We start from the raw sequence: 21,663 nt of genomic DNA, 5'->3' as shown, positions 1-21,663 counted from the left end.
TTTAGATAATTTACCAAAAGCGACGGCTTGGCCCCTCCCGTCTCAAGCCAATAAGCTTGAAAACCTTCCTGGGGATTTTTTAAGAAGTTTAATATCGACCACGGATTATAGACATGGTGCCTGCATCTGCGGTCAAATGAATAACCGTCATAATTTAATTTAAGCGCTTCGATTAAAGAGCCGTACGTATATTTTTCTTCGCCTAAATCCTCGTTAAGCTCCATTACCGCATTTTCAAGATAATCTTTAAAATAATGCTCAAGCTCTTCTTGAGTGTAACCGACAATAGCACCATAAGTAGGATTAAAGCTGATGTCTTCAATATTATTAAAGGCAGAGAATATTGAAGTATTGGAATAACGCGTCACGCCCGTGATGAAAATAAACCTGAATTTGCCCGCATAGGCTTTTATCGTGGAGAAAAATTCGGAAAACAGCGCTCTCCTTGCTTCAAACTCTTTTTTATCCCCCATTACCGCAGTTAAAGGAGCATCATACTCATCGATAAGCAATACCAAAGTACCATTGTCTGCTTTTCCTATCGTAGCGGAAAAGGCTGCAATGACATCTTTATTTTCTTCTGTCGTTAAATCAGCAGCTTTAAATGCCGACTGTAAAAGCAGATAAAACTTAGCTTCAAACGGACGGTTTTCGGTATTCTCTTTAATTTGGGAAAAATCAATATGAATTACGTTATAAGTTTTATCATTCCATAAGTTGTCAGCGACAATTTTAAGGCCTTGAAATTTATCAAGACCGTTTGAGAACAACTCATGAAAAGTGCTAACCAAGGTTGACTTGCCGAATCTGCGCGGACGGGATAAAAAAAATGGATTTCTAAAACAGGCAAGCTTAGCCACTAAATCCGTTTTATCCACATAAATCAGGGAATTTGCAGCAAAATCGCTAAATGAAGTAATGCTTAAAGGCAGTTTAGTAAGATCCGGCATATTAAATTTCACAAATATGTTAAATAGTCAAAAGTAAGTTTAACATAACTCCAACAGGAAATTTTTCCTGCAACACATCGTGATAGTACTGCTTATTTTCTTAATAAAATACCTTTTATATCTGCCGCTAGAACTCAATTATCTATTTAAATTAACCAACTAAAAACCTTGCAAAATCAACATTGCCGTATAACAAAAAAACAGATTAGCAGATCCTTAAGACAAAGCTTACGGATCTGCAAAAATTTAAACCCCCTCAATGCTCTCATTTTCCCACATCTGGGAAAAATCCTGGCGTTTGCGGATAACATAAGCTTTATCCTTATCAACCAAGATCTCAGAGCATAAAGGACGCGAATTATAGTTTGATGACATAGAAGAACCGTAAGCTCCGGCACCGCGCACGGCTAAATACTCACCTGCAGCAACGGCAAGTTTTCTTTCCTTGCCTAAAAAATCATCACTTTCGCATACGGGACCGACAACATCATACAAATCAACTTCTGCATCTTGATGCTTTTTAACTTCAACAATATTCATCCATGAGTTATATAAAGCAGGACGTATCAAATCATTCATTCCGGCATCAACGATGCAGAAATTTTTGACAGATCCTTTTTTTAGATAAAGAGCTTTAGTGACTAAAATTCCGGCATTTGCCACCATAGCGCGTCCCGGCTCTACATAAATTGAGATATCCAGATCCTTTAACCGGTTAATCACCGCCGACATGTACTCATAAGGAGACGGCGGGGTTTCATCTCCGTAAGTGACGCCGAGACCTCCGCCGATATCAATATGATCAATCTTAATACCGCATTCGGTAAGCTCTTTGTATAAGTCAAGAAGGCGCTCTGTTGCTTCCAGAATAGGAGCTCCCGAAGTCATTTGCGATCCGATATGGCAATCGATTCCACAAATTTCAAGATTCGGATCTGCTGCCATCTGGCGGTAAACGGCTAAAGCCTCATCGTAGGCGATACCGAATTTATTTGATTTAAGACCGGTAGAAATCGACGGATGAGTTTTTGCATCTACGTTAGGGTTTACGCGTACGGATACTCTGGCTTTTTTGCCAAGACTTTTTGCAACGGACGAAATTGCGTTAATTTCAGGAACAGACTCGATATTAAAGCAATCAATTCCCTGCTCAAGAGCAAAAGCGATTTCATGAGTTGTCTTTCCTACACCTGAAAATACTACTTTTTTAGGATCTCCCCCGGCTTTAATCACGCGTCTTAATTCACCTTCCGAGACCACATCAAATCCGGCACCTAAAGACGCCATTAAGGCTAAAATCGACAAAGAACTGTTGGCTTTTACCGCGTAGCAGATTAAATGTCTCTTTTTTGCCAATGCTTCTTTAAAAGCATTCATGTGTCTTACTAAAGTAGCTTTTGAGTAGATATACAACGGCGATCCGTATTGATCGGCTAAATCCGTAACGGCCAAATCTTCGGCATAAAGTTCATTATTTTTATAATTGAAAAAATCCATTTTATTCTTCCGCTGTTATTTCTTCAGATGTTTGAGAACCGGTGTTATCTTCTGCTGCAGCAGAACTGTCAAACAAAGTAAGCTGCCCTTGCTCGGCACTGTTTCCTTTAGCATCAACAGTCTGTACCGTCTCCGGTTCCGGCAGATACAAATCGTATTTCAGTCCGCATCCTGATACAGCACATAAAATAAATAGGCTAAGCACGGCGCTGAATTTCATGATGTTGATCCTCTTGATCCAATAAGATGCACTAAGAGTATCACGAAAGCATATTGTAAAGAGAATTTGTACTAAAAATGATCACTAATCAGGATCCGGCTGTCCTTTAATTGTAAAAGGATGAATAGCTTTAAGATCAGGACTTAAAACAAAATACTGCGGTAGATTAAAATGCACCGATGAAGTGGAACTGCCCTCACTTTGACGGGTATAAAAACGATTTATGGCATTTACTAATGTTGCCCGCGACCCTACATAATGATTGTAAATTTCAACTTCATTGCGTTCATTTACGATAAAAATTTCCCATCCCTCAACCAAAGGAGCAAAAAAGTACTGCATGACCCCCAAAGTAGCATAGCACTCAACAATTCCCGGAACCTGAAGCGCAAACTCAGGGCGCATGCTGTAAGGGGATAAAACCGAAATATTTTCGGATTCTGAACCCAAATAACTTAAGCGGTTAATAATAATTCCGCGATCCTTATCATCTCGTGCTAAAAAGGTATTACGACCAATTTTAAAGGAAAGCTCCTCGCCTGTTCCCATTTTCAAGAACACTTGACGTAAAAGAGACTGCAGATCATAACGGATAAGATCTCCTCTTGAACTTGCATAAGAACTGATTTTTATGCTGCTTAAAAGCTTTCCTGCATCTGCAAATTCAGCATTGCGGGATACTCTTACCAAAGAGGAAATAAGCTGAATAACTCCGTCCTCACCTGACGGAAAAGAAATAGCGCAGGCCTCCCCCCAGGAATTTAACATCAAAAGATCAATAGATCCTACAAGACATAATCTTTCACGTCCGCAGCACAAGGATGAGCCGTAATCTAAATCAGCTGATTCTATATCCCTCATTAAAGTAGGATCGTCCTCAAAATTTAATACGACGAGGCACTCTTTAAAAGAGCGGGGACGCTGCAAATCCAAATCAGAAATAGGAGATAACAAGCTGCTCTTTAGTGCCGTAATATCAGATGCAAGCTGCTTAACTCTGCTGCTGCTTACGATACCGACCTGACCTGCGGTATAAATTGTAGTCAAACGGGTTAATATTCCGTTAAAACAAGCCCATGCAACGACTTCTACCAAACTTGATCCCACGATGATAGGAGATGAAGCTAAAATTCCGATATCGTCGGGAGCTGAAGAATAAAGGTGCCATCCCTTCTTGCACAAGGAATTCTTGGTCGGTCTTATAAAAGTTAAATAACGCTCTTTAATAGATAAAGTCAAATCGGAATTGAACAATAAAATCTTACCCGGGTAACGATCAAACGCGGCATAAAGCTTACGCGACAAAATACCGGCATCATCGGAAGTAATGGCATACTCAATTCCGTGTCTTACGGAAAAGCGCAGCAGCGCACGGTAGCTTTCCAACAATGAATAATAAAGACTTTGATAAAAACGACTGACAAAAGAAAACTTCCAGGCATCGCGGTTTATTATTTGTTTGATAAAATCCTTATCCATCTGCCAATCGGACAAGAGTTTATCAAGCAATTTGCGCCTGTAGGATAAAGCCGTACCGTCAGACAGTCCGTCAAGTCCCGAATAAATCTTTAGAAAGAAACATACCCTTAAAAGCTTCAGCCGTTTGACATCCCCGATACTATTAAGATAATCACTGACCTTTTCATACATAAGATAATAAGCATCAAGCTCTATTCCGTATCCGTCATGACTTAAAACATAATCTTTTAATTTAGAAGATAAAAGATCGGTCTGCGGGTAATCATTACTGTATGCTTCCATCAGCAAAATCTTTATTGCTGCCTTAAAAGGAGAATCAATACCTTTATACAAAAGCCATAATCCCGATCCGAAATACTCACCGGGCGAACTGTTGACTATTGTTCCGAAATCAAACCATTCTTCTTTTTTTATGCACGGATGATTTAATGCCTTGTTAACATAAAAAGCATAGTCATCGGTTTCTTCTTTCGTCGCGATTAAAAACCAAATAATATTGCGCCCGCAAATACGAAACGCCGTACGGTAAAACTCATCTAATAAAAACAGATTCTGCGCACTGCCGCAGTTGTCAGAGTCAAGAGAATCGGATGAACCTTGAGTAAAACGATTATCAAGAGTAACAAAGAGGTTCAGGTCAACACCGCATCCATGCGCAAAAGCAGACAAAAAACGGCATTTTTCATTAAGTAAGGAAATTCTTTGCGGACTTATATCATGACCTACGCATACCCAAATATCCAAATCGGAATTAACGCCCTGACCTATTGAAGAAGTACTGCCCATGGCATATAGCGCCAAAATTTCATTTTTCTTAGGTTTTTCCAATAATTCTTCAGGGGAAAGCCGAGATTTTAACCAGTCTTTATGAAAATCATCAAGAGCAAATCCGTCAATGCCGCACGGCACGTCATTATGCTTAAATCCGGGAAGATGAGGATCGTTATAATTTAAAAATAAAGGGATTAAAGACAAAAATTTCCGAGCTTTTACCGTCATTACCGATTGGGCGCGAACAAGACGTTCTCGATTCAGATCAAGATATCGCTTTAACCTTAGCGGTAATTCTTTATCAAAGACGTCTGTCATACATTTTTTCCTCGGCTAAGAAAATATTTTACCCACTAAAAATGTGACGGTAAATACAGATCACAAGATCTAACAATAATAGATACAAGGATTTTTTATCAAATCCCGTAAAATGGTAAAATTAGGATTCAGATAAATTTTTGCAAAGATTAAGGTTTCTTATGGCGAAGACAACAGATAAAGGCCAAAACAAAAACAATGATGTCATCAATAAAAAAGAAGAGCCGGCCAAAGAGGCATCTCTTAAAGCTGCAGCAGATGACATAAAAAATTTAGAACAGGAAATGCAGGATATTGAGGATAAGGCACAAAGCTTGCGTGCTCAAGAAGAAGCAGTTGCCAAGGCAAGCACTGAAGATCAAAAAGCAAAAGAAGCAGAAATGCCGCAAAAAGATGAGAATCAGGAGCAAAAAAGCCAAAAAGGCGCCGATCCTGTAAACACCTACAGTGATCCTTATTATGATCAGGCAAAGCAACTAAGTGATTTAAACAAGAAAATTAAATCTTTAAAAGGAAGTAATTTTATTCTGACATCACTTAGCGTCGTGATCTTTATCGGTCTTGCCGCTTTTGCCATTTACTCAGTAAAAACTACCGATGTGCTGCAGGCAAAAGATGATATGCTTGAAGCAAATCAGCAGGAGATTTTAAACGTTAAAAACCAGCTTCAAGACTCGGCTCAATCCTTAAGTCAGGCTTCTGAGCAAATCAATCTGCTTTTAATGCGCAACGGCGAGCTTGAGGATGCGTTAAATTCGTATAAGGGATTGGACGGCAAATTGACCGGAATCGAAAGTGCCAATAAGACCAACGCCTCAAATATTGCTTCATTATCAGCAAGACTCAAGCGTTATGAAACACAGAATCCTGATGATTGGCGCCTTGCCGAATGCTTCTTCCTCGTCAATAACGCCATGCAGAAGGCGGTTTTTGACAAAGACGTAAAAGCTGCCTTATGGTTCTTAAATAATGCCAACCTGCTTATCGCCGATATTGAAGATACTGATGTCATTGCAATAAGAGAAGCGATAAATGCTGATATTACGACGCTTTCAAACTTAAAGCCCATTGATCGTTACGGCATCAATATCGCTCTTAATGAGGTTTATAAAAACATTGATAATCTGGTCTTAAAAGGCTTTTCCGATGCAGACATGCGTAAAGATGCCTTCCAGAAAGAAACCACTCCTACGGACAGTATCTTAAATTGGAAAGATAATATCCTGAATTCAGCAAAAGAGTTTTCTTCCCGCTTTATTGAAGTAAGGCGTAAAGATCCAAAAGAAACCGATGCTTTCTTATCGCCTACCCAGGAGGCCTATCTTAGAGAAAATATTAAGACCAGAATTCTACTTGCAAAAGCTGATCTTAATTACTCTGATGCACAAGACTACGCTTTTAACCTTAACGACGCGTTATCTTTAGTCAAAGCCTACTTTGATAATGATCATCAAGTCACCAAGACTGTTATCAACGATATTAATGAGCTCTTACAAAAGAGTGTAGATCTGGATACTCCGACCGTACTTAGCAGCAGTGCTTTATTTAATAAATTTGCCAAAGAGCGAATTTTAGAGCCTATTGATGTCGTAAACAGAGGAGAACAGCAATGATTAAAATCTGCATTGCGCTCCTTGTAACCTGCGCTGCAATCTTTATCGGTCCGTACTTAGCAGATTCGCAAGGATACATACATATTGCGACAAACGACTATATTATAGAGATGTCGGTAGTTACCGGTACCGTATTGACCGTAATTGCTTTTATCATTTTCTATTTTGCCGTCAATTTTGTTTTGTCCGTGATGCACCTGCCGCACGGAGCCTCGCTGATGTTAAAGCGCCGTGCCGACAAGAAACAAATAACATGGCAAAACAATGCGTTTATCGCCTACGAAGAAGGAGATTTCAAACGTACTTTAGCTTTATTCAATAAAGCTCCTAAAAAAGCTCAAATCCCTACCTTTACTAAGTTCATTGCAGCAGATGCTGCTTTTGAACTGGGAGATTATGCAAAAACCACTGCTATTCTGGATGAGATTGAGAAAAGCGATCCGCATGCAAAAGTTGCAGTTGCAATCGTCAGAGCCAAGATGAATTTCAAACTTGGAAATGTCGAAGCCGCACTTGAGACGCTGCAGCCGTTAAAGCTTAAAGACTCGTCTTTCATTTCTAAAATAAGCTATCAAAGCTTAAAAAATGAAAATGACTTTGAAGGGCTTGCGGAAATGGCTCCCCGTCTCATCTCTGACAAAATCATTGACGATCATGAAGCTAATAATATCTATACCGCAGCTTTCACGCAAAAACTTGCGTTATTAACTAAAACCAATGAAGCTTTAGCATTAAGAAAATTACTGCCTAAAAAAGTCAGATATATTCTGCCTATAAATACGCAGCTTTTATTGAAGATTGATGAGTTTAAAGACACTAATGCCGTTAACAAGCTTGCCTGTGATCTTTTAAGTCACAATCAAGATGAGCCTGAACTGTATAAAGCTATAAGCAATTTACAGTCAGCTCTGCCAAAAGTCAGAGAAGCTGTAGGTAAAAGGCTTGAGATGCATGCCGCTGACGATGAGGCTAAATGCTCTATGCTAAAAGCCTTAGCTCAGCTTGAGAGTAATGAAAATCTTAACGAAAAAGCCTGTGAACATCTTTTGGCAGCGATGCAAATAAAAGAAGATGCAGATATTTGCTATCGCCTTGCATTGATTTACAGCAAATTAAGATTATTTGAAAAGGCAAGTCAATATTTTATGCGCTGCTGCTAACAATCTCAGCTATAAAAAGAGGGCCTCAGCCCTCTTTTTATATCAGCGTAAAAACTGTTGATAAGCAGTATTTCCCGTTACTTCAACAGCAGGATAATTTACTTTCTTAATAAAATCATCCAGATTCTTGCTTTGATCCTGGGCAACGTTGAATCCGCACAAAACGCTGCAAAATTCCAAACCGGAAATACGGAAATGGAAAAGCGTAATGCTGAACATATTGCCAAGAGCATTCAAGAACCTTATCAAGGCTTCCTTTGAATTTGGGAACTCAAATAAAAACAGCTTTTCGTCAAGCTCTAAGGTAGGATGTCCGCCGACCATATAACGTACGTGATCTTTGGCTATAGCGTCATCGGTAAGATTGGTCACCAGATATCCCTGCTTTTTTAATGATGCAGAAATACTGTCCAACTCTTGCTTACCGTTAGTAAGCTCTACGGATGCAAAGACACGAGCACGATTTTTATGGGAATAGCGGTAACTGAACTCCGTTACGTGACGATCGCCTAAGGCTTTGCAGAAATTAAGGAACGAACCTTTTTCCTCAGGGATCTCAACTGATAAAATTCCTTCAGCCATCTCGCCCACATCGCAGCGCTCGGCAACCATACGCAAAGTATGGAACTTAACGTTTGCTCCCGAAAGAACTGCAATGTAATTGCCTTTATTTTCACATTCATTCTCACGAACATACTTTTTAAGACCGGCAAGAGCCAAAGCACCTGACGGTTCGGCAATGGCACGGGTATCATCGAAAATATCTTTCATCGCAGCACAGATTTCATCATTTGAACAAGTAATGATTTCATCTACGTACTGTTTGCAAAGACGGAAAGTCTCATCTCCTGCTTTGCTTACGGCCACGCCGTCGGCAAAATGCGAAACAAAACCGATATCGCACGGTTTACCGCGTTCAATTGCCGCTTTCATGCAGGCACTGCCTTCAGCTTCTACCCCGACCACCCGAATGGAAGGGATAAGCGCCTTAATATATACGGCAATGCCAGCAGCTAAGCCGCCGCCCCCTATCTGGACGAAAATCGTATTAATGTCAGAACACTGGCCTAACAGCTCATGAGCTATAGTTCCTTGTCCTGCGATAACATCAGGATCGTCATACGGAGGGATCAGAGTCAATCCTTCATTTTGAGCCAGCTCTTTGGCATGTTCGTAAGCCTCATTAAAAGACTCACCGAACAGCACTACCTCTCCGCCCAAGCGCCTTACCGCATCCACTTTTAAATCAGGTGTAGATGTAGGCATGACAATCACGGCACGAGTTTGAAGTTTTCCGGCTGAGACCGCAACACCCTGAGCGTGATTTCCTGCAGAAGCTGCCACCACACCGTGCTTTAACTGTTCGGGAGTGAGATTTAACATTTTGTTATAAGCACCGCGGATTTTAAAAGAATGAATTTTCTGATAATCCTCTCGCTTTAACAAAATATTCACGCCCAAACGCTCTGATAATTTATCAAGCTTATGCAACGGGGTGACTCGCGCCACCTCGTAAATGCGTGATAACAGAATCTTATGTAAATATTCCTGATCGGTTAATAATTTTTTAGCCATACTATAAGGCCTCGATCTTAGAACGATCGCGAACACCGCCTTTATCTGCGCTTGATGCCATAGCTGCATATGCCTTTAACGCAAACGATACTTCGCGATCACGTTTTACCGGCTTCCAAGCCTTAGGACCGCGTTTTTCCATCTCTTCACGGCGAGCTTTTAAAGTCTCGTCATCAACGCACATTCTTATCGAACGATTCGGAATATCGATTTCAATTAAATCGTTTTCTTCAAGCAAACCGATATTGCCGCCGTTTGCAGCTTCAGGGGAGACGTGACCTATAGACAATCCCGAAGATCCGCCGGAGAATCTGCCGTCAGTGATTAAAGCACACTTCTTGCCAAGGCCTACTGACTTAATATAGGAAGTCGGATACAACATTTCCTGCATACCGGGACCGCCGTGAGGTCCTTCATAACGGACAATCACGACATCGCCGGCTTTAACTTTTCCGTGCAAAATACCGTCAACGGCGTCTTCCTGAGATTCAAAGATTCTGGCAGGACCTACAAATTTCAAAATTGAAGAATCAACACCGGCAGTCTTAACGATACAGCCGTTTTCCGCCAGATTTCCATACAGAACAGCAAGACCGCCGTCTGTTGAATATGCATGATCATAATCGCGGATGCAGCCTTCTTTTCTGTCTAAATCAAGGCTGTCATAACGACAATCCTGAGAAAATGCCTTAAGGCTCTTTACTCCTGCAGGTGCGGCTTTATAAAAATCAAGGACCTTAGGATCGTCGGTAGTTGTGACGTCATAATGCTTGATTTCCTCTGCCATGGTCATACCGAGAACGGTCTTGCATTCAGGGTTAATCAAATCTTTTCTTAAAAGCTCACCTAAAATGCCCATTACGCCGCCGGCTCTATGAACATCTTCCATATGATATTTAGTGGTAGACGGAGCTACTTTGCATAAATGACGGACATGACGGGACAAACGATCGATATCGTTCATAGTAAAATCGATTCCGCCTTCTTGAGCTACGGCAAGCAAATGCAATACGGTATTAGTGGAGCCGCCCATAGCGATGTCCATGGTCATAGCATTTTCAAAAGCTTGACGATTAGCGATATTGCGCGGTAAAACCGACTCGTCATCATGCTCATAATAAGCCTTTGCCATCTCAACAATACGCTGTGCAGCTTTGACAAAGAGCTCGCGGCGCAATTTATGGGTAGCGACCAAGCTGCCGTTACCAGGCAATGCCAAACCTAAAGCCTCGGTCAGGCAGTTCATGGAATTGGCGGTAAACATACCTGAGCAGGAACCGCAAGTCGGGCAGCTTACTTCCTCAACTTCCTTTACGGTTTCATCTGTCACATCAGGCTCTGCAGAAATGATCATTGCGTCAATCAAATCAAGCTTATGGTCAATAACCTTGCTGCGGCCTGCCTCCATCGGGCCTCCGGACACGAAAATCACCGGAATATTAAGACGCATGGCGGCCATAAGCATACCGGGAGTTACTTTATCGCAATTTGAAATGCAGACTAAAGCATCGGCTTTATGAGCGTTCACCATATATTCAACACTGTCGGCAATGATATCGCGTGAAGGCAAAGAATAAAGCATACCGGTATGGCCCATGGCGATACCGTCGTCAACGGCAATAGTATTAAATTCTTTAGCGATACCGCCTGCTTTTTCGATTTCTTCAACTACAAGCTGTCCGATATCATGTAAGTGCACATGTCCCGGCACAAATTGAGTGAAGGAATTGGCAACTGCAATAATCGGCTTGCCGAAATCTTCAGCTTTAACACCGGTAGCTCTCCACAAAGCACGGGCACCGGCCATTATTTTTCCTTCATAAGTAACGCTTGAACGGTATTTAGGCATGATATTTTCCTTTTTATTATTTTTGACAAAAAAGCCCGCACGAAATGAGATAAGCGGGCTTTTGTTGAGATCTTTTAAAGCAAATAAAAATTACTTCTTAACCGGAGTCAACCAACCCCATTTATCTTCAACACGACCCTGAACGACGTCAAAGAACAGCTTCTGAATCTTTTCAGTCAAAGGTCCGCGATAACCGCAGCCGACAGGGATACCGTCAACGCTGGCAATCGGGGTGATTTCAGCTGCGGTACCGGAGAAGAACATTTCATCGGCAAGATAAACCATTTCACGAGGAATGCGCTGCTCTCTTACCTCAAGGCCTAAGACTTCCTTAGCTAAAGTAATGATAGACAAGCGGGTAATACCAGGAAGCAGACCGCAGGTATACGGAGCGGTATAGAGAACGCCGTCTTTAATGATAAAGATATTTTCGCCGGAGCCTTCTGAAACATAACCGTTGACATCCAAAGCAACTGCTTCATCGTAACCGTTTTGAGCACACTCATTGGCAATAAGAATTGAAGACAGATAGTTGCCGGCAGCCTTTGCTTCTGTAGGAATAGTATCAGGAGCTAAACGGCGCCATGAAGAAACACCGACTTTAACGCCTTTCTTTAAGCCTTCCTCACCAAGATAAGCACCCCAAGGGATAGCTCCTACCATAACCTGAGCTTTAGCACCGTCAGGAACTCTTACGCCTAAGCCGACGTTGCCAATAAATACGAGCGGACGGATATAACCTGACGGAAGATTGTTTTCAGTCATGATCTTGCAGCAGGCGTCCATTACTTCTTCTTTAGTAAAAGGAATATCAAAACGATAAATCTTTGAAGAATTAAACAGGCGATCGATGTGCTCTTTTAAACGGAAAATGCAGGTGCCGTTCGGAGTCTCGTATGCACGAATACCTTCAAATACGGAAGAACCGTAGTGTAAAGCATGAGTCATTACATGAACATTAGCGTTCTCCCAAGGAACCATTTCTCCGTTAAACCAAATATACTTTGTAGTAGCGGTATTGCCCATTTTATTTACCTTACTTAATTTCTTTTATTTAATAACTTTTTGAATTCGTGATTTTTTAAGTCGGAGGTTACCGGTATAAAAAATCAAAGGGTCCTTGCATCCTTTTTATGCAGTGACTCTGATTTTGCCGTTTAGCTTTTAGCCTGCGGCAACTGCTTGTTTTTGATTCTATCACAGCAAAATAAAGCCGATCGATCTAAAAAAAAACACATAAGATGATTGATTTTCGATCTGTATGAGTCTATTACTATTTATCTATTAAATTCAAATAGTTATTCGCTTTAATCTGTAAAAAACACATCTTTTTTATGAAATTTTTGCATCAAAAGAAGGCATCAAAAGATCAATATTGCATTAAAATAGTGCACGTTTATTTTTAGGCACAAAGTTATTAACCCATTACCCAACAAAATAAAACTGCAAAAGCAGTCATTTTTTGGCACAATATGCACGATCATAATCTATCGGGTACAAAATATGCTTTCTTTTCTTCCTGGCCCTTTATTATTCGTCATCAACTTTATATTAATCGTTATTAATACCGTAATAATCGCCACCCCGATTTTAATCCTTGCTCTGCTGCGCGTTTTATTGCCCTTTGCGCCGGTTATTAAAATTATCGAAAGACTTAATCTTTTTTTATACGGGATCTGGGTCCAAAACAACTCACTGACCATAGCGCTAACCAACAAAATAGATTGGCAGATAAGTTCAGAGGAGTTAAATAAAATAAAAAATTCCTGCATCATCATCTGCAATCATCAAAGCTGGGCAGACATTGTAATGATTTGCCATATTTTCAGGGGCAAAATTCCTATTACCAAGTTCTTTTTAAAGCACTCGCTTATTTATATTCCGTTAATCGGTCTTGCCTGCCTCGGACTTGGCATGCCTTTTTTGCGCCGTTACAGCAAACAGCAACTGCTGAAAAATCCCAAACTTAAAACCAAGGATATCGAAAGCACCAACAAAGCATGCCGCAGACTTATTCACGCTCCCTCAACCTTAGTAAATTTCGTTGAAGGAACCCGCTATACTAAAGAAAAGGCTGCTGCCATAAAATCTCCCTATCATCACCTGATGCCGCCTAAAGCCGCATCTTTAGGTATTGCCCTCGGGCAAATCGGCAAAGATATTGAGATCCTTTTTAACACAACACTACGCTATCCTGATAATGAAGAAAGTCCTTTTATCGATATGCTAAAAGGAAAGCTTAAGACCGTTTATGCCAGTATCGAACCTATAAAAGTGACGGATGAAATTATCGGTGACTATCTTGGAGACAAGCAGTTTAAGCATTCTTTTACCCTATGGCTGCGTGAGCTTTGGGAAAGAAAAGATGCCGAGCTTGATGAAATGTATAAAAAGAGAAAAATGAAAATCCCCGCCGAAAAAGATTAACCGGCGGGATAAGATAATTAATCAAGAGTCAAAAGATAAGCGATTAAATCAATAAACTCGCCCTGAGTGTCCACTGACTCCATAATTGTAAGATATTTGCCGTTTACCACGACCTCAGGAACGGCATCAAGTTTATAGTCATCAGTAAGTTTATCCCAAGTTGAGACTTTACCTAAGACCGGGAAAGAATTGTAATCGGATTCAAAAGTCTGTGCCGGGACGCCGAGAGACTCAAACAGCTTAACAAAATCGTCATGTGATGACGGAATATTGCCGTCAACGTGCATTTGCTTAAATAAGGTTTCCACGTACAAATCATCAATTTTAAGCAGCTGAGCTACAGCTAAAGCTTTTTGCGACTCTACCCCCATATTGCCACCCAGAAGATTTATGGGATTGCGTTCAAAGGCTGCTTCATTTTTAAAACGTTCTTCAATCTGATTGAACATCGGCTGAAGCGAATAACAATGTCCGCACCAAAACGAAAAGAATTCACGGATCTCTTTATGCGGCGTTGCGGTTTGCGCAATTACTTTATAATTTACACCTTCTTTAAAAGCATCTGCCGCCTGCACCTGACAGGAAAAAAAACCGACAATTGCCAAAATTGACACCAGAAATTTTTTAATCATATTTTTACTCCTAAAGCATATGCCATCTTGTAACTTTGGCATAAAGCTTTTTTATATCTTGGCGTTTACGCTGCATTCTGCAGCTTAAATGACGATGCAGTGTCTTCAACAAGAAATCAGAGCCTACTGCAAATTGGCATAAAGCCGCAAGTCGTTTTACATCAGAACGCGAAATTTTTAAATCACTGCTTTTTCCAAAAGGGTTCTTGGCGATTTTCTTTAAAGTCATGATCGCCATCGCTACATTAAAATAACAAAAGAGCCTTATCCCCCTTTCTTTTGCAGGAACGGATAAAACAAAATCCAAAGCGTCATCAAGATGCCCCATGGTCTTTTTGACATAAAACTCTATCTCGTCCTTACGCTTGTCTTCTGCAACTCTAGGCAAAAATGAAACACTGCGGACATTATCTTCGTAGCGATCTTTTAAAATATTGGTAAGCTGCAGCCCCTCACCGAAGCTTACCGCTTTTGCCATGATATCCATACCGGGGGATGCGCTTTTGACGGTAATATTAAAAAATAACGAAGCCAAAAGCTCACCGACAACGCCTGCCACCATATAGCAGTAATCATCAACGTCATCTTCATTTTTTATCTTGGTTTCAGCAATTTTATCCGCCATTCCCGAGGAAAGAACCCCGACCCCGCGGGATAGGATATCAAGCTGCATTTTAGGAAAAGACAAAGTACGGTTGATAACCTCTACCATATCTTCAAGCAAAGCGTATTCAGCCTCTTTTGCCCCGTCTTTAACCAATAAAAGAGCTTTTTCTCTTAAAGAGATTAATAAAGCTTCATTTTGAAAACCGTTAAAAGCCAAAAAAGCGAAATCTTTAAGCCATACTGCTTTTTTTACAGCATCAGCCTTAGGATCATCTTCGATGGTATCGGCGATGCGGCACAACAAATAAGCATTTCCCACATAATCCCTAAGGTCAGGGGGTAAAAGAGGAATGGTCAATGCAAAAGTGCGTGACACTTTTTGTAAGTGGTCTTGTTGCTTTTCTAAAGACATAGCTTGGATTTCAGGCATTTTGCTTCTTCTTTTTTGTAGTAAAATCACGACAACAATTGTAACAAAATTAAGGAAGCAAGATGGCACAAACACAAGAACAAGAGCATCCTCCTGTCGGCAACTTATTATTAAGAACTCTTGCCATGCCGGGAGATACCAATCCTGCAGGAGATATTTTCGGCGGATGGATCATGTCGCAAATGGACATCTCAGGCGCAATTTTAGCAAGAGAAATTGCCGGTGGAAGAGTTGTTACCGTCGCAGTTGATGCCATGAGCTTTTTAAAACCGGTAAATGTCGGTGATGTCGTCTGCTGTTACGGCCGCTGCATACACGTAGGACATACTTCTCTTAAAATCAAACTTGAGATTTGGGTAAAAAAAGTTTACGAAACAGAAAGAGCATCACGCAATAAAGTTACCGAGGCATCTTTTACTTATGTTGCAGTTGATGATAACGGCAGACCTCGTCCGCTTCCTGACAACGCAGAAGAAATCGCCAAATACGGAATTGATGCCGCTTGCGTCGGCTTAAAAGAAGACGGGTCGATTAAATAGATTATTTTAGATTTCTAATCAAAAGCAGGTAATTTCTGCTTTTGATTAATATCATAATTAATAAGAATTCATATCACGCTTAATGCTTACAAGAGAAATAAGGCAAGCATCAACCAAGCGATAATAACGGTTTAAAGTCCAAAAAGCTTTATCTTTACGTACTGCAAGAACATATCCTACAAGCATCAGATTAATTGCTTCAGCCGCCAGCTCTACATCGACATCTGCAGGCAGCTGTCTGCGGCGAATTGCATTTTTAATACCTTCTTTTAAATAATAAACGCGATTTCGCACCAGCTCATGCATTCTATAGTGAAGCTCTTCTTCACCTATAATCTCAAGTAAAGCGCTCAATCCGATTTTTGCAATTTCCGAGACAAACAATAAATTAGCTTCAGTACCGTGAGCATAAAGCCATTTACGGATACAGCCTAAAGGGTCAAATTCACTTTCTTTGGCTGAATCAAGCAGCGGCTCAACCAAATTTTTATCCTTGGCAATTGCCTGCAGCAACTCAATTAAAAGCTCCCCTTTATTCTCAAAATGCCAATAAATAGCACCGCGCGTAACACCAGCAGCTCGGGCAACGTCCGATAAACTGGTTTTTTCATAACCTTTTGAAGAGAACAAAGTAACGGCTGCATCCATTATTTGTTTTTTAGTCTGCAAGGCTTCTTCATGTGTACGCTTCGGCATTATTGTTTAACCTTATGATTTTAAATATAAAATATTTGATTGAGTCTTTTTGAAGAATAACATACATCAGTGTATGTTTATTTTGACTTAGTTTACATAAAAATATTCATCTGTGAATAGGCATCGAATAAAAATTTTTTACGATAAAACTCCTCTCTATCCCTTATAAGAGACAAATTTCCGGCTATTGTTTTTTAATCAAAAAGAGCTTGCATTCATAATTTGCATTTTTGTCTTTATAAGTATTTGGCGATTTATTCATTTTTCTTGTTATCTTATTGAAATAAAATGAAAATATTACTTAATCTTCGTGACAATTATTTTATTCATACATTAGTGTATGTTTAAAATAAAAGTTTTATAATTTAAGGTCATAATTCTCTTTACAATAACAAGCTAAAACCAGGAAAAATTATATGTTCTTGTCTAAGGTCAAGCATAAAAATCTTATCCCGGGAGCAATTGCTCTTTCAGTTTTTATTCTTTCCGGATGTGAAAAAGAAGCTGCCACTCAAGCAGCCAGCGCTGCAGTCCCCGTAGACGTTGCAGTAGTTACAACCATGGACGTTCCGGTAACTTCAAGACTTACAGGACGCGCCGACCCTGTCCGAAAAGCCGAAGTGAGACCGCAGGTTTCAGGCATCATTCTTAAACGTTTATTTACCGAAGGCTCTATCGTTGAAGAAGGACAGCAGCTTTACCAAATTGATCCTGCTTTGTACGAAGCAGCTGTAGACAGCGCCAAAGCACAGCTTGAAAGTGCTAAAGCAACTTTAACTTCCACTTCTTTGCGTTTTGACCGTTACAAAAAACTTATAAAATCAAACGCTATCAGTAAACAGGATTATGACGACGCCGAAGCTGCATACCTGCAGGCAAAAGCAAGCGTAAACAGCGCCAAAGCACAGCTTAAAACCGCTGAAATCAATCTTGCATATACCAAAGTCTATGCCCCTATTTCAGGACGTATCGGAAAATCTGACTTCACCGAAGGTGCATTAGTCAGTGCTCAGCAGGCAAACCCTCTTGCCACCATTCAGCAGCTTGATCCGATGTACGTTGATTTAGGTCAGTCCGTTGAGCAGCACTTGGCTCTGCGCCGCGCTGTAGAAAGCGGTTCTTTTAAGCTTGTTGACGGAAAAGCCCCGCTTGATATTTATTTCTCTGACGGCAGTAAATATAACCTTCCTGGCCAACTTGAGTTCTCCGATATAACGGTTGACGAAACTACCGGCATGGTAAACCTTCGTACAATTCTGCCTAACCCGGATAACGTTATCCTTCCCGGAATGTTCATAAGAGGCGATATTAACGAAGGTTATATCCCGGATGCCACAGTTGTCCGTAAAGATGCAGTAATCAGAGAAGCTGCCGGTGAAACTTATGTTTACACCATTACCCCTGAAAACAAAGCTAAAAGAACCGTGGTTAAAGTCGGTACCGAGTATCAGGACATTTTCGTTATTACCGACGGCCTTATGCCAGGGGACAAAGTCATTACCAGCAATATCCAGAAGATCCGTACCGGAACTGATGTCTCTGAAGTTGACAACAGTCAGGAAAAAGATAAGGCGGAATAATAAGGATTGATTGGAGATAATAAATAATGGCTCGTTTCTTTATTAATCGCCCGATTTTTGCATGGGTGATTGCGATTGTCATCATGCTTGCGGGATTGTTCGCAGTTTTCACGCTGCCTATTTCCCAGTATCCGACAATTGCACCTCCGTCAGTTTCCATTCGCTCATCATATCCTGGTGCTGACGCAACTACCGTAGAGCGCTCCGTTACTCAGATCATTGAGCAGAACATGACCGGTCTTGACGGCTACATGTACATGTCGGCAACTTCCGACTCATACGGTAATTCAGACATCACTATCACCTTTGAACCGGGAACTAACCCGGATATTGCCCAGGTTCAGGTGCAAAACAAGCTGCAGCAGACTCAGTCTCAGTTACCTGAAGTCGTACAGTCAAACGGTGTTGATGTCACCAAGAGTACCAACGCTTTCTTGATGGTAGTTGGTCTTAACGCCATTGACGGAGTTCACACCAATACCGACTTATCAGACTATATTTATGCCAACATCCGAGAGCCGATGGCTCGTGTCCAGGGTGTAGGCGACTTAATGGTATTCGGTTCTGAGTACGCAATGCGTATTTGGCTTGATCCTGAAAAACTTAACAACCTTGCCGTTACCGTAGCTGAAGTCAATTCGGCAATCACAGCACAAAACGCTCAGATCACTTACGGCTCATTAGGCGGTACTCCTGCTGTTGCCGGACAGCAATACGCATATTCCATCACCGGTCAATCGCGTTTACAAAATGTTGAACAATTTGAAAACATCCTCATTCGCGTAAACCAGGACGGAAGCAAAATACACCTTAAAGATGTAGCTCGAATTGAACTTGGTTCTGAGAGTTATAACGTTCAAGGCTCATACAACCACTTGCCTTCATCAGGTCTTGCTATTCGTTTGTCATCAGGCGCTAACGCTCTTGATACGGCAAAACGCGTTAAAGAGCTTATCAATGAGTTAAGCGTATACTTCCCTGAATGGATCGAAGTCAATTATCCGTATGACACCACCGACTTTATTAATATTTCAATTAACGAAGTATTCCATACCTTAATTGAAGCAATTATCCTCGTCGTTATCATTATGTACGTGTTCTTACAAAATGTAAGAGCAACCTTGATTCCGACGATTACGGTTCCGGTCGTACTGCTCGGCACATTTGCCATTATGTCGGTATTCGGCTTTTCAATTAATACCTTGACCATGTTCGGCTTGGTATTGGCGATCGGCTTGTTGGTGGATGACGCCATCGTGGTTGTCGAAAACGTGGAACGAATCATCCATGAAGAGAATCTACCGCCAAAAGAAGCGACAGAAAGATCCATGGATCAGATCACCGGAGCTTTGATCGGTATTGCATTGGTACTATCAGCCGTTTTTGTTCCGATGGCATTCTTCGGCGGTTCTACCGGTGTTATTTACCGCCAATTCTCCATCACTATCGTTTCAGCCATGACTTTGTCGGTGCTGATTGCTTTGATTTTGACTCCTGCTTTGTGCGCTACCATTCTGCAAGGAAAAGATCATCGTAACCTTAAGCCGAAAAATGTCATTTTAAGAAAAATCTCCGGTGGCTTTTCCATATTGTTTAAACCGCTTGAGTTTTTCTTCTCCGGCTTTAACCGTTTTTATAACGCTTTAAGCGTAAGCTACCAAAAACATGTAAGCAAAGTAGTACATCAGATTAAACGTCAAATCGTTATTTATATCGGTATTTGCGTTGCCTTGGTTTATTGCTTCCTGAAAATTCCGTCAGCGTTCTTGCCGACAGAAGATCAGGGTGTGCTCCTTGCTATGGTTAATTTACCGGCAGGTTCTACCGTAGAGAAGACCGGCGGAGCATTACGTAAAATGGCAGATTACTTCCTTATTGAGGAAGAAAAAAATGTAGCCTCCGTAATGTACGTAACCGGATTCTCCTTCGCCGGTTCCGGACAAAACGCAGGTCTTGCTTTCGTAAGGCTTAAAGATTGGTCAGAAAGAACAGAGCCCGATCAGCATGCGGACGCAATCGCCAACCGTTCTTACATGCCGCTTATGGGCATTCGTGAAGGTCTTGCATATGCATTCAACATTCCGGCAATTCCTGAATTGGGTACAGCAAACGGCTTTGATATGTACTTAATGGATAACGGCGGTGCCGGACACGAAGCCCTGACCAAAGTAAGACAAGACTATGTCTATGCCGCACAGCAATCCCCGCTTTTAATGCAAGTTCGTGCCAACGGTATGGATGATACCCCTCAGTTTAAGCTGAACCTTGATTACGAAAAGGCAATGTCGCTGGGCTTGTCCATTGCTGATATTAACAATACTCTGTCAGTTGCTTGGGGTTCTGCTTATATCGATAACTTTATGGAGCGTTCACGTGTTAAAAAAGTTTATCTGCAGGCAGAAGCTTCTGCCCGTATGACCGAACTTGACCTTAACAAGTGGTACGTACGCAACAACGAAGGACAGATGATTCCGTTCAGTGCTTTTGCCTCAACTGAATGGACTTACGGTTCACCGCGACTTGAACGTTATAACGGTGTCGGCGCCATGAATATTCAAGGTGCCCCTGCACCCGGAGTTTCAACCGGTGAAGCTATGGATGAAATGGAACGCATAGCAGCTGAAGTACTGCCACCAGGCTACAGTATTTCCTGGACCGGTGTTTCCTACCAGGAAAGATTGTCAGGACAGCAAGCTCCTATGCTTTATGCCGTATCCATCTTGGTAGTATTCTTATGCTTGGCTGCCTTGTATGAATCATGGTCAATTCCGTTTGCCGTTATGATGGTTCTGCCGCTTGGTATTATCGGTGCCGTACTTGCAGCTCTTATTACTCAATACGTGCCTGTTCAAACGGTACTTACCAATGACGTTTACTTCCAGGTAGGTTTGCTGACGACAGTGGGATTGTCGGCAAAGAACGCTATTTTGATCGTAGAGTTTGCCAAAGAGCTTTACGATAAAGGTTCGCGCCTTACCGAAGCGGTTATCGAAGCTGCCAAAATCCGTTTGCGCCCGATCCTTATGACCTCAGCGGCATTCATTTTAGGTGTATTGCCGCTTGCCGTAAGCTCCGGTGCAGGCGCTGCCGGTCGAAACGAAATCGGTATCTGCGTTATCGGCGGTATGTTATCAGCAACCGTGCTTGCTATTTTCTTCGTTCCGGTATTCTTCGTCCTTATCATGAGATACTTCACGAAGTATATTCCGCCTGAAACCAAGAAAAAGCTCGCTGAAAGAGAACGTCAGAGACTTGAAAGGCTTTATCAGAAATCAAGAGAAGCTGAGGAAGCTAAGAGAATCGACAATTTGTAAAGAGAAG

The 21,663-nt window shown here is 41.3% G+C and carries 16 protein-coding genes; 6 read left to right on the top strand and 10 right to left on the bottom strand.

The window, feature by feature from the left end; all coding sequences use genetic code 11:
- The 4 genes from QZ019_RS00360 to QZ019_RS00345 form a co-directional block, all read right to left on the bottom strand.
- Nucleotides 1-950, bottom strand: a 950-nt coding sequence (locus QZ019_RS00360) for an AAA family ATPase (protein WP_295481507.1), incomplete at its 3' end; no start/stop codon positions are given.
- 246 nt (nt 951-1,196) lie between these two features.
- A complete protein-coding gene (gene lysA, locus QZ019_RS00355) occupies nt 1,197-2,447 on the bottom strand; it encodes a diaminopimelate decarboxylase (protein WP_295481505.1) in 1,251 nt (416 codons plus the stop codon).
- 1 nt (nt 2,448) lies between these two features.
- Nucleotides 2,449-2,667 carry a lipoprotein gene (locus tag QZ019_RS00350; protein WP_281756910.1) on the bottom strand — a complete coding sequence of 73 codons (219 nt, stop codon included), beginning with the start codon at nt 2,665-2,667 and terminating at the stop codon, nt 2,449-2,451.
- A gap of 84 nt (nt 2,668-2,751) precedes the next feature.
- Nucleotides 2,752-5,235: a class I adenylate cyclase gene (locus QZ019_RS00345; RefSeq protein ID WP_295481502.1), complete on the bottom strand. Its 2,484-nt coding sequence runs from the start codon at nt 5,233-5,235 to the stop codon at nt 2,752-2,754.
- Between the two features lie 161 nt (nt 5,236-5,396).
- Here QZ019_RS00345 and QZ019_RS00340 point away from each other — a divergent pair, with 161 nt between their 5' ends.
- Nucleotides 5,397-6,848: a uroporphyrinogen-III C-methyltransferase gene (locus QZ019_RS00340; RefSeq protein WP_295481500.1), complete on the top strand. Its 1,452-nt coding sequence runs from the start codon at nt 5,397-5,399 to the stop codon at nt 6,846-6,848.
- Nucleotides 6,845-8,008, top strand: coding sequence for a heme biosynthesis HemY N-terminal domain-containing protein (locus tag QZ019_RS00335; protein WP_295481498.1), 1,164 nt, complete (start codon nt 6,845-6,847; stop codon nt 8,006-8,008). Before QZ019_RS00340 ends, QZ019_RS00335 begins: the two co-directional genes overlap by 4 nt.
- A 42-nt stretch (nt 8,009-8,050) precedes the next feature.
- On the opposite strand, the gene ilvA is transcribed toward QZ019_RS00335, so the two are convergent.
- The 3 genes from ilvA to QZ019_RS00320 all read right to left on the bottom strand — a co-directional run bounded on the left by ilvA (nt 8,051) and on the right by QZ019_RS00320 (nt 12,458).
- Nucleotides 8,051-9,583 (bottom strand): threonine ammonia-lyase, biosynthetic, encoded by a 1,533-nt coding sequence (gene ilvA / locus QZ019_RS00330; RefSeq protein ID WP_009142724.1) that lies wholly within the window; start codon nt 9,581-9,583, stop codon nt 8,051-8,053.
- Between the two features lies 1 nt (nt 9,584).
- A complete protein-coding gene (gene ilvD, locus QZ019_RS00325; RefSeq protein WP_295481496.1) occupies nt 9,585-11,432 on the bottom strand; it encodes a dihydroxy-acid dehydratase in 1,848 nt (615 codons plus the stop codon).
- Nucleotides 11,433-11,522: 90 nt separating this feature from the next.
- Complete coding sequence (locus QZ019_RS00320; protein WP_009142722.1) at nt 11,523-12,458, bottom strand: branched-chain amino acid transaminase; 936 nt, start codon at nt 12,456-12,458, stop codon at nt 11,523-11,525.
- A gap of 477 nt (nt 12,459-12,935) precedes the next feature.
- Here QZ019_RS00320 and QZ019_RS00315 point away from each other — a divergent pair, with 477 nt between their 5' ends.
- Complete coding sequence (locus QZ019_RS00315; RefSeq protein WP_294563773.1) at nt 12,936-13,859, top strand: acetyltransferase; 924 nt, start codon at nt 12,936-12,938, stop codon at nt 13,857-13,859.
- Between the two features lie 17 nt (nt 13,860-13,876).
- Here QZ019_RS00315 and QZ019_RS00310 read toward each other — a convergent pair whose 3' ends face one another.
- Together QZ019_RS00310 and QZ019_RS00305 are read right to left on the bottom strand one after the other, a co-directional pair.
- Nucleotides 13,877-14,491 carry a thiol:disulfide interchange protein DsbA/DsbL gene (locus QZ019_RS00310; protein WP_294563776.1) on the bottom strand — a complete coding sequence of 205 codons (615 nt, stop codon included), beginning with the start codon at nt 14,489-14,491 and terminating at the stop codon, nt 13,877-13,879.
- Nucleotides 14,492-14,501: 10 nt separating this feature from the next.
- Entirely contained in the window at nt 14,502-15,527 is a 1,026-nt protein-coding gene (locus tag QZ019_RS00305; RefSeq protein ID WP_295481493.1) for a squalene/phytoene synthase family protein, read from the bottom strand.
- Between the two features lie 62 nt (nt 15,528-15,589).
- Between QZ019_RS00305 and yciA the strand changes: the two genes are divergently transcribed.
- A complete protein-coding gene (yciA, locus tag QZ019_RS00300; protein ID WP_295481491.1) occupies nt 15,590-16,066 on the top strand; it encodes an acyl-CoA thioester hydrolase YciA in 477 nt (158 codons plus the stop codon).
- A gap of 57 nt (nt 16,067-16,123) precedes the next feature.
- Here yciA and QZ019_RS00295 read toward each other — a convergent pair whose 3' ends face one another.
- Nucleotides 16,124-16,762, bottom strand: a complete 639-nt coding sequence (locus QZ019_RS00295) for a TetR family transcriptional regulator (protein ID WP_295481490.1) — start codon at nt 16,760-16,762, stop codon at nt 16,124-16,126.
- 416 nt (nt 16,763-17,178) lie between these two features.
- Here QZ019_RS00295 and QZ019_RS00290 point away from each other — a divergent pair, with 416 nt between their 5' ends.
- Both QZ019_RS00290 and QZ019_RS00285 read left to right on the top strand, forming a co-directional pair.
- Nucleotides 17,179-18,342, top strand: a complete 1,164-nt coding sequence (locus tag QZ019_RS00290; RefSeq protein ID WP_294563788.1) for an efflux RND transporter periplasmic adaptor subunit — start codon at nt 17,179-17,181, stop codon at nt 18,340-18,342.
- Between the two features lie 26 nt (nt 18,343-18,368).
- Nucleotides 18,369-21,656 (top strand): efflux RND transporter permease subunit, encoded by a 3,288-nt coding sequence (locus QZ019_RS00285; protein ID WP_295481489.1) that lies wholly within the window; start codon nt 18,369-18,371, stop codon nt 21,654-21,656.
- The last annotated feature ends 7 nt before the right edge of the window (nt 21,657-21,663 follow it).

Origin of the sequence: uncultured Succinatimonas sp. (assembly GCF_905203285.1) — a bacterium.
GTDB lineage: Bacteria > Pseudomonadota > Gammaproteobacteria > Enterobacterales > Succinivibrionaceae > Succinatimonas.
Note: the sequence above shows the minus strand (reverse complement) of the source record. Positions and strands in the feature narration are given on the sequence as shown.

What these genes read in the sequence shown, in the direction of transcription:
- QZ019_RS00315 (WP_294563773.1), top strand. Translation starts at nt 12,936, where the DNA reads ATGCTTTCTTTTCTTCCTGGCCCTTTATTATTCGTCATCAACTTTATA.
- QZ019_RS00345 (WP_295481502.1), bottom strand. Translation starts at nt 5,235, where the DNA reads ATGACAGACGTCTTTGATAAAGAATTACCGCTAAGGTTAAAGCGATAT.
- QZ019_RS00340 (WP_295481500.1), top strand. Translation starts at nt 5,397, where the DNA reads ATGGCGAAGACAACAGATAAAGGCCAAAACAAAAACAATGATGTCATC.
- QZ019_RS00285 (WP_295481489.1), top strand. Translation starts at nt 18,369, where the DNA reads ATGGCTCGTTTCTTTATTAATCGCCCGATTTTTGCATGGGTGATTGCG.
- QZ019_RS00290 (WP_294563788.1), top strand. Translation starts at nt 17,179, where the DNA reads ATGTTCTTGTCTAAGGTCAAGCATAAAAATCTTATCCCGGGAGCAATT.
- QZ019_RS00335 (WP_295481498.1), top strand. Translation starts at nt 6,845, where the DNA reads ATGATTAAAATCTGCATTGCGCTCCTTGTAACCTGCGCTGCAATCTTT.
- lysA (WP_295481505.1), bottom strand. Translation starts at nt 2,447, where the DNA reads ATGGATTTTTTCAATTATAAAAATAATGAACTTTATGCCGAAGATTTG.
- ilvD (WP_295481496.1), bottom strand. Translation starts at nt 11,432, where the DNA reads ATGCCTAAATACCGTTCAAGCGTTACTTATGAAGGAAAAATAATGGCC.
- QZ019_RS00310 (WP_294563776.1), bottom strand. Translation starts at nt 14,491, where the DNA reads ATGATTAAAAAATTTCTGGTGTCAATTTTGGCAATTGTCGGTTTTTTT.
- QZ019_RS00320 (WP_009142722.1), bottom strand. Translation starts at nt 12,458, where the DNA reads ATGGGCAATACCGCTACTACAAAGTATATTTGGTTTAACGGAGAAATG.
- yciA (WP_295481491.1), top strand. Translation starts at nt 15,590, where the DNA reads ATGGCACAAACACAAGAACAAGAGCATCCTCCTGTCGGCAACTTATTA.
- QZ019_RS00305 (WP_295481493.1), bottom strand. Translation starts at nt 15,527, where the DNA reads ATGCCTGAAATCCAAGCTATGTCTTTAGAAAAGCAACAAGACCACTTA.
- ilvA (WP_009142724.1), bottom strand. Translation starts at nt 9,583, where the DNA reads ATGGCTAAAAAATTATTAACCGATCAGGAATATTTACATAAGATTCTG.
- QZ019_RS00350 (WP_281756910.1), bottom strand. Translation starts at nt 2,667, where the DNA reads ATGAAATTCAGCGCCGTGCTTAGCCTATTTATTTTATGTGCTGTATCA.
- QZ019_RS00295 (WP_295481490.1), bottom strand. Translation starts at nt 16,762, where the DNA reads ATGCCGAAGCGTACACATGAAGAAGCCTTGCAGACTAAAAAACAAATA.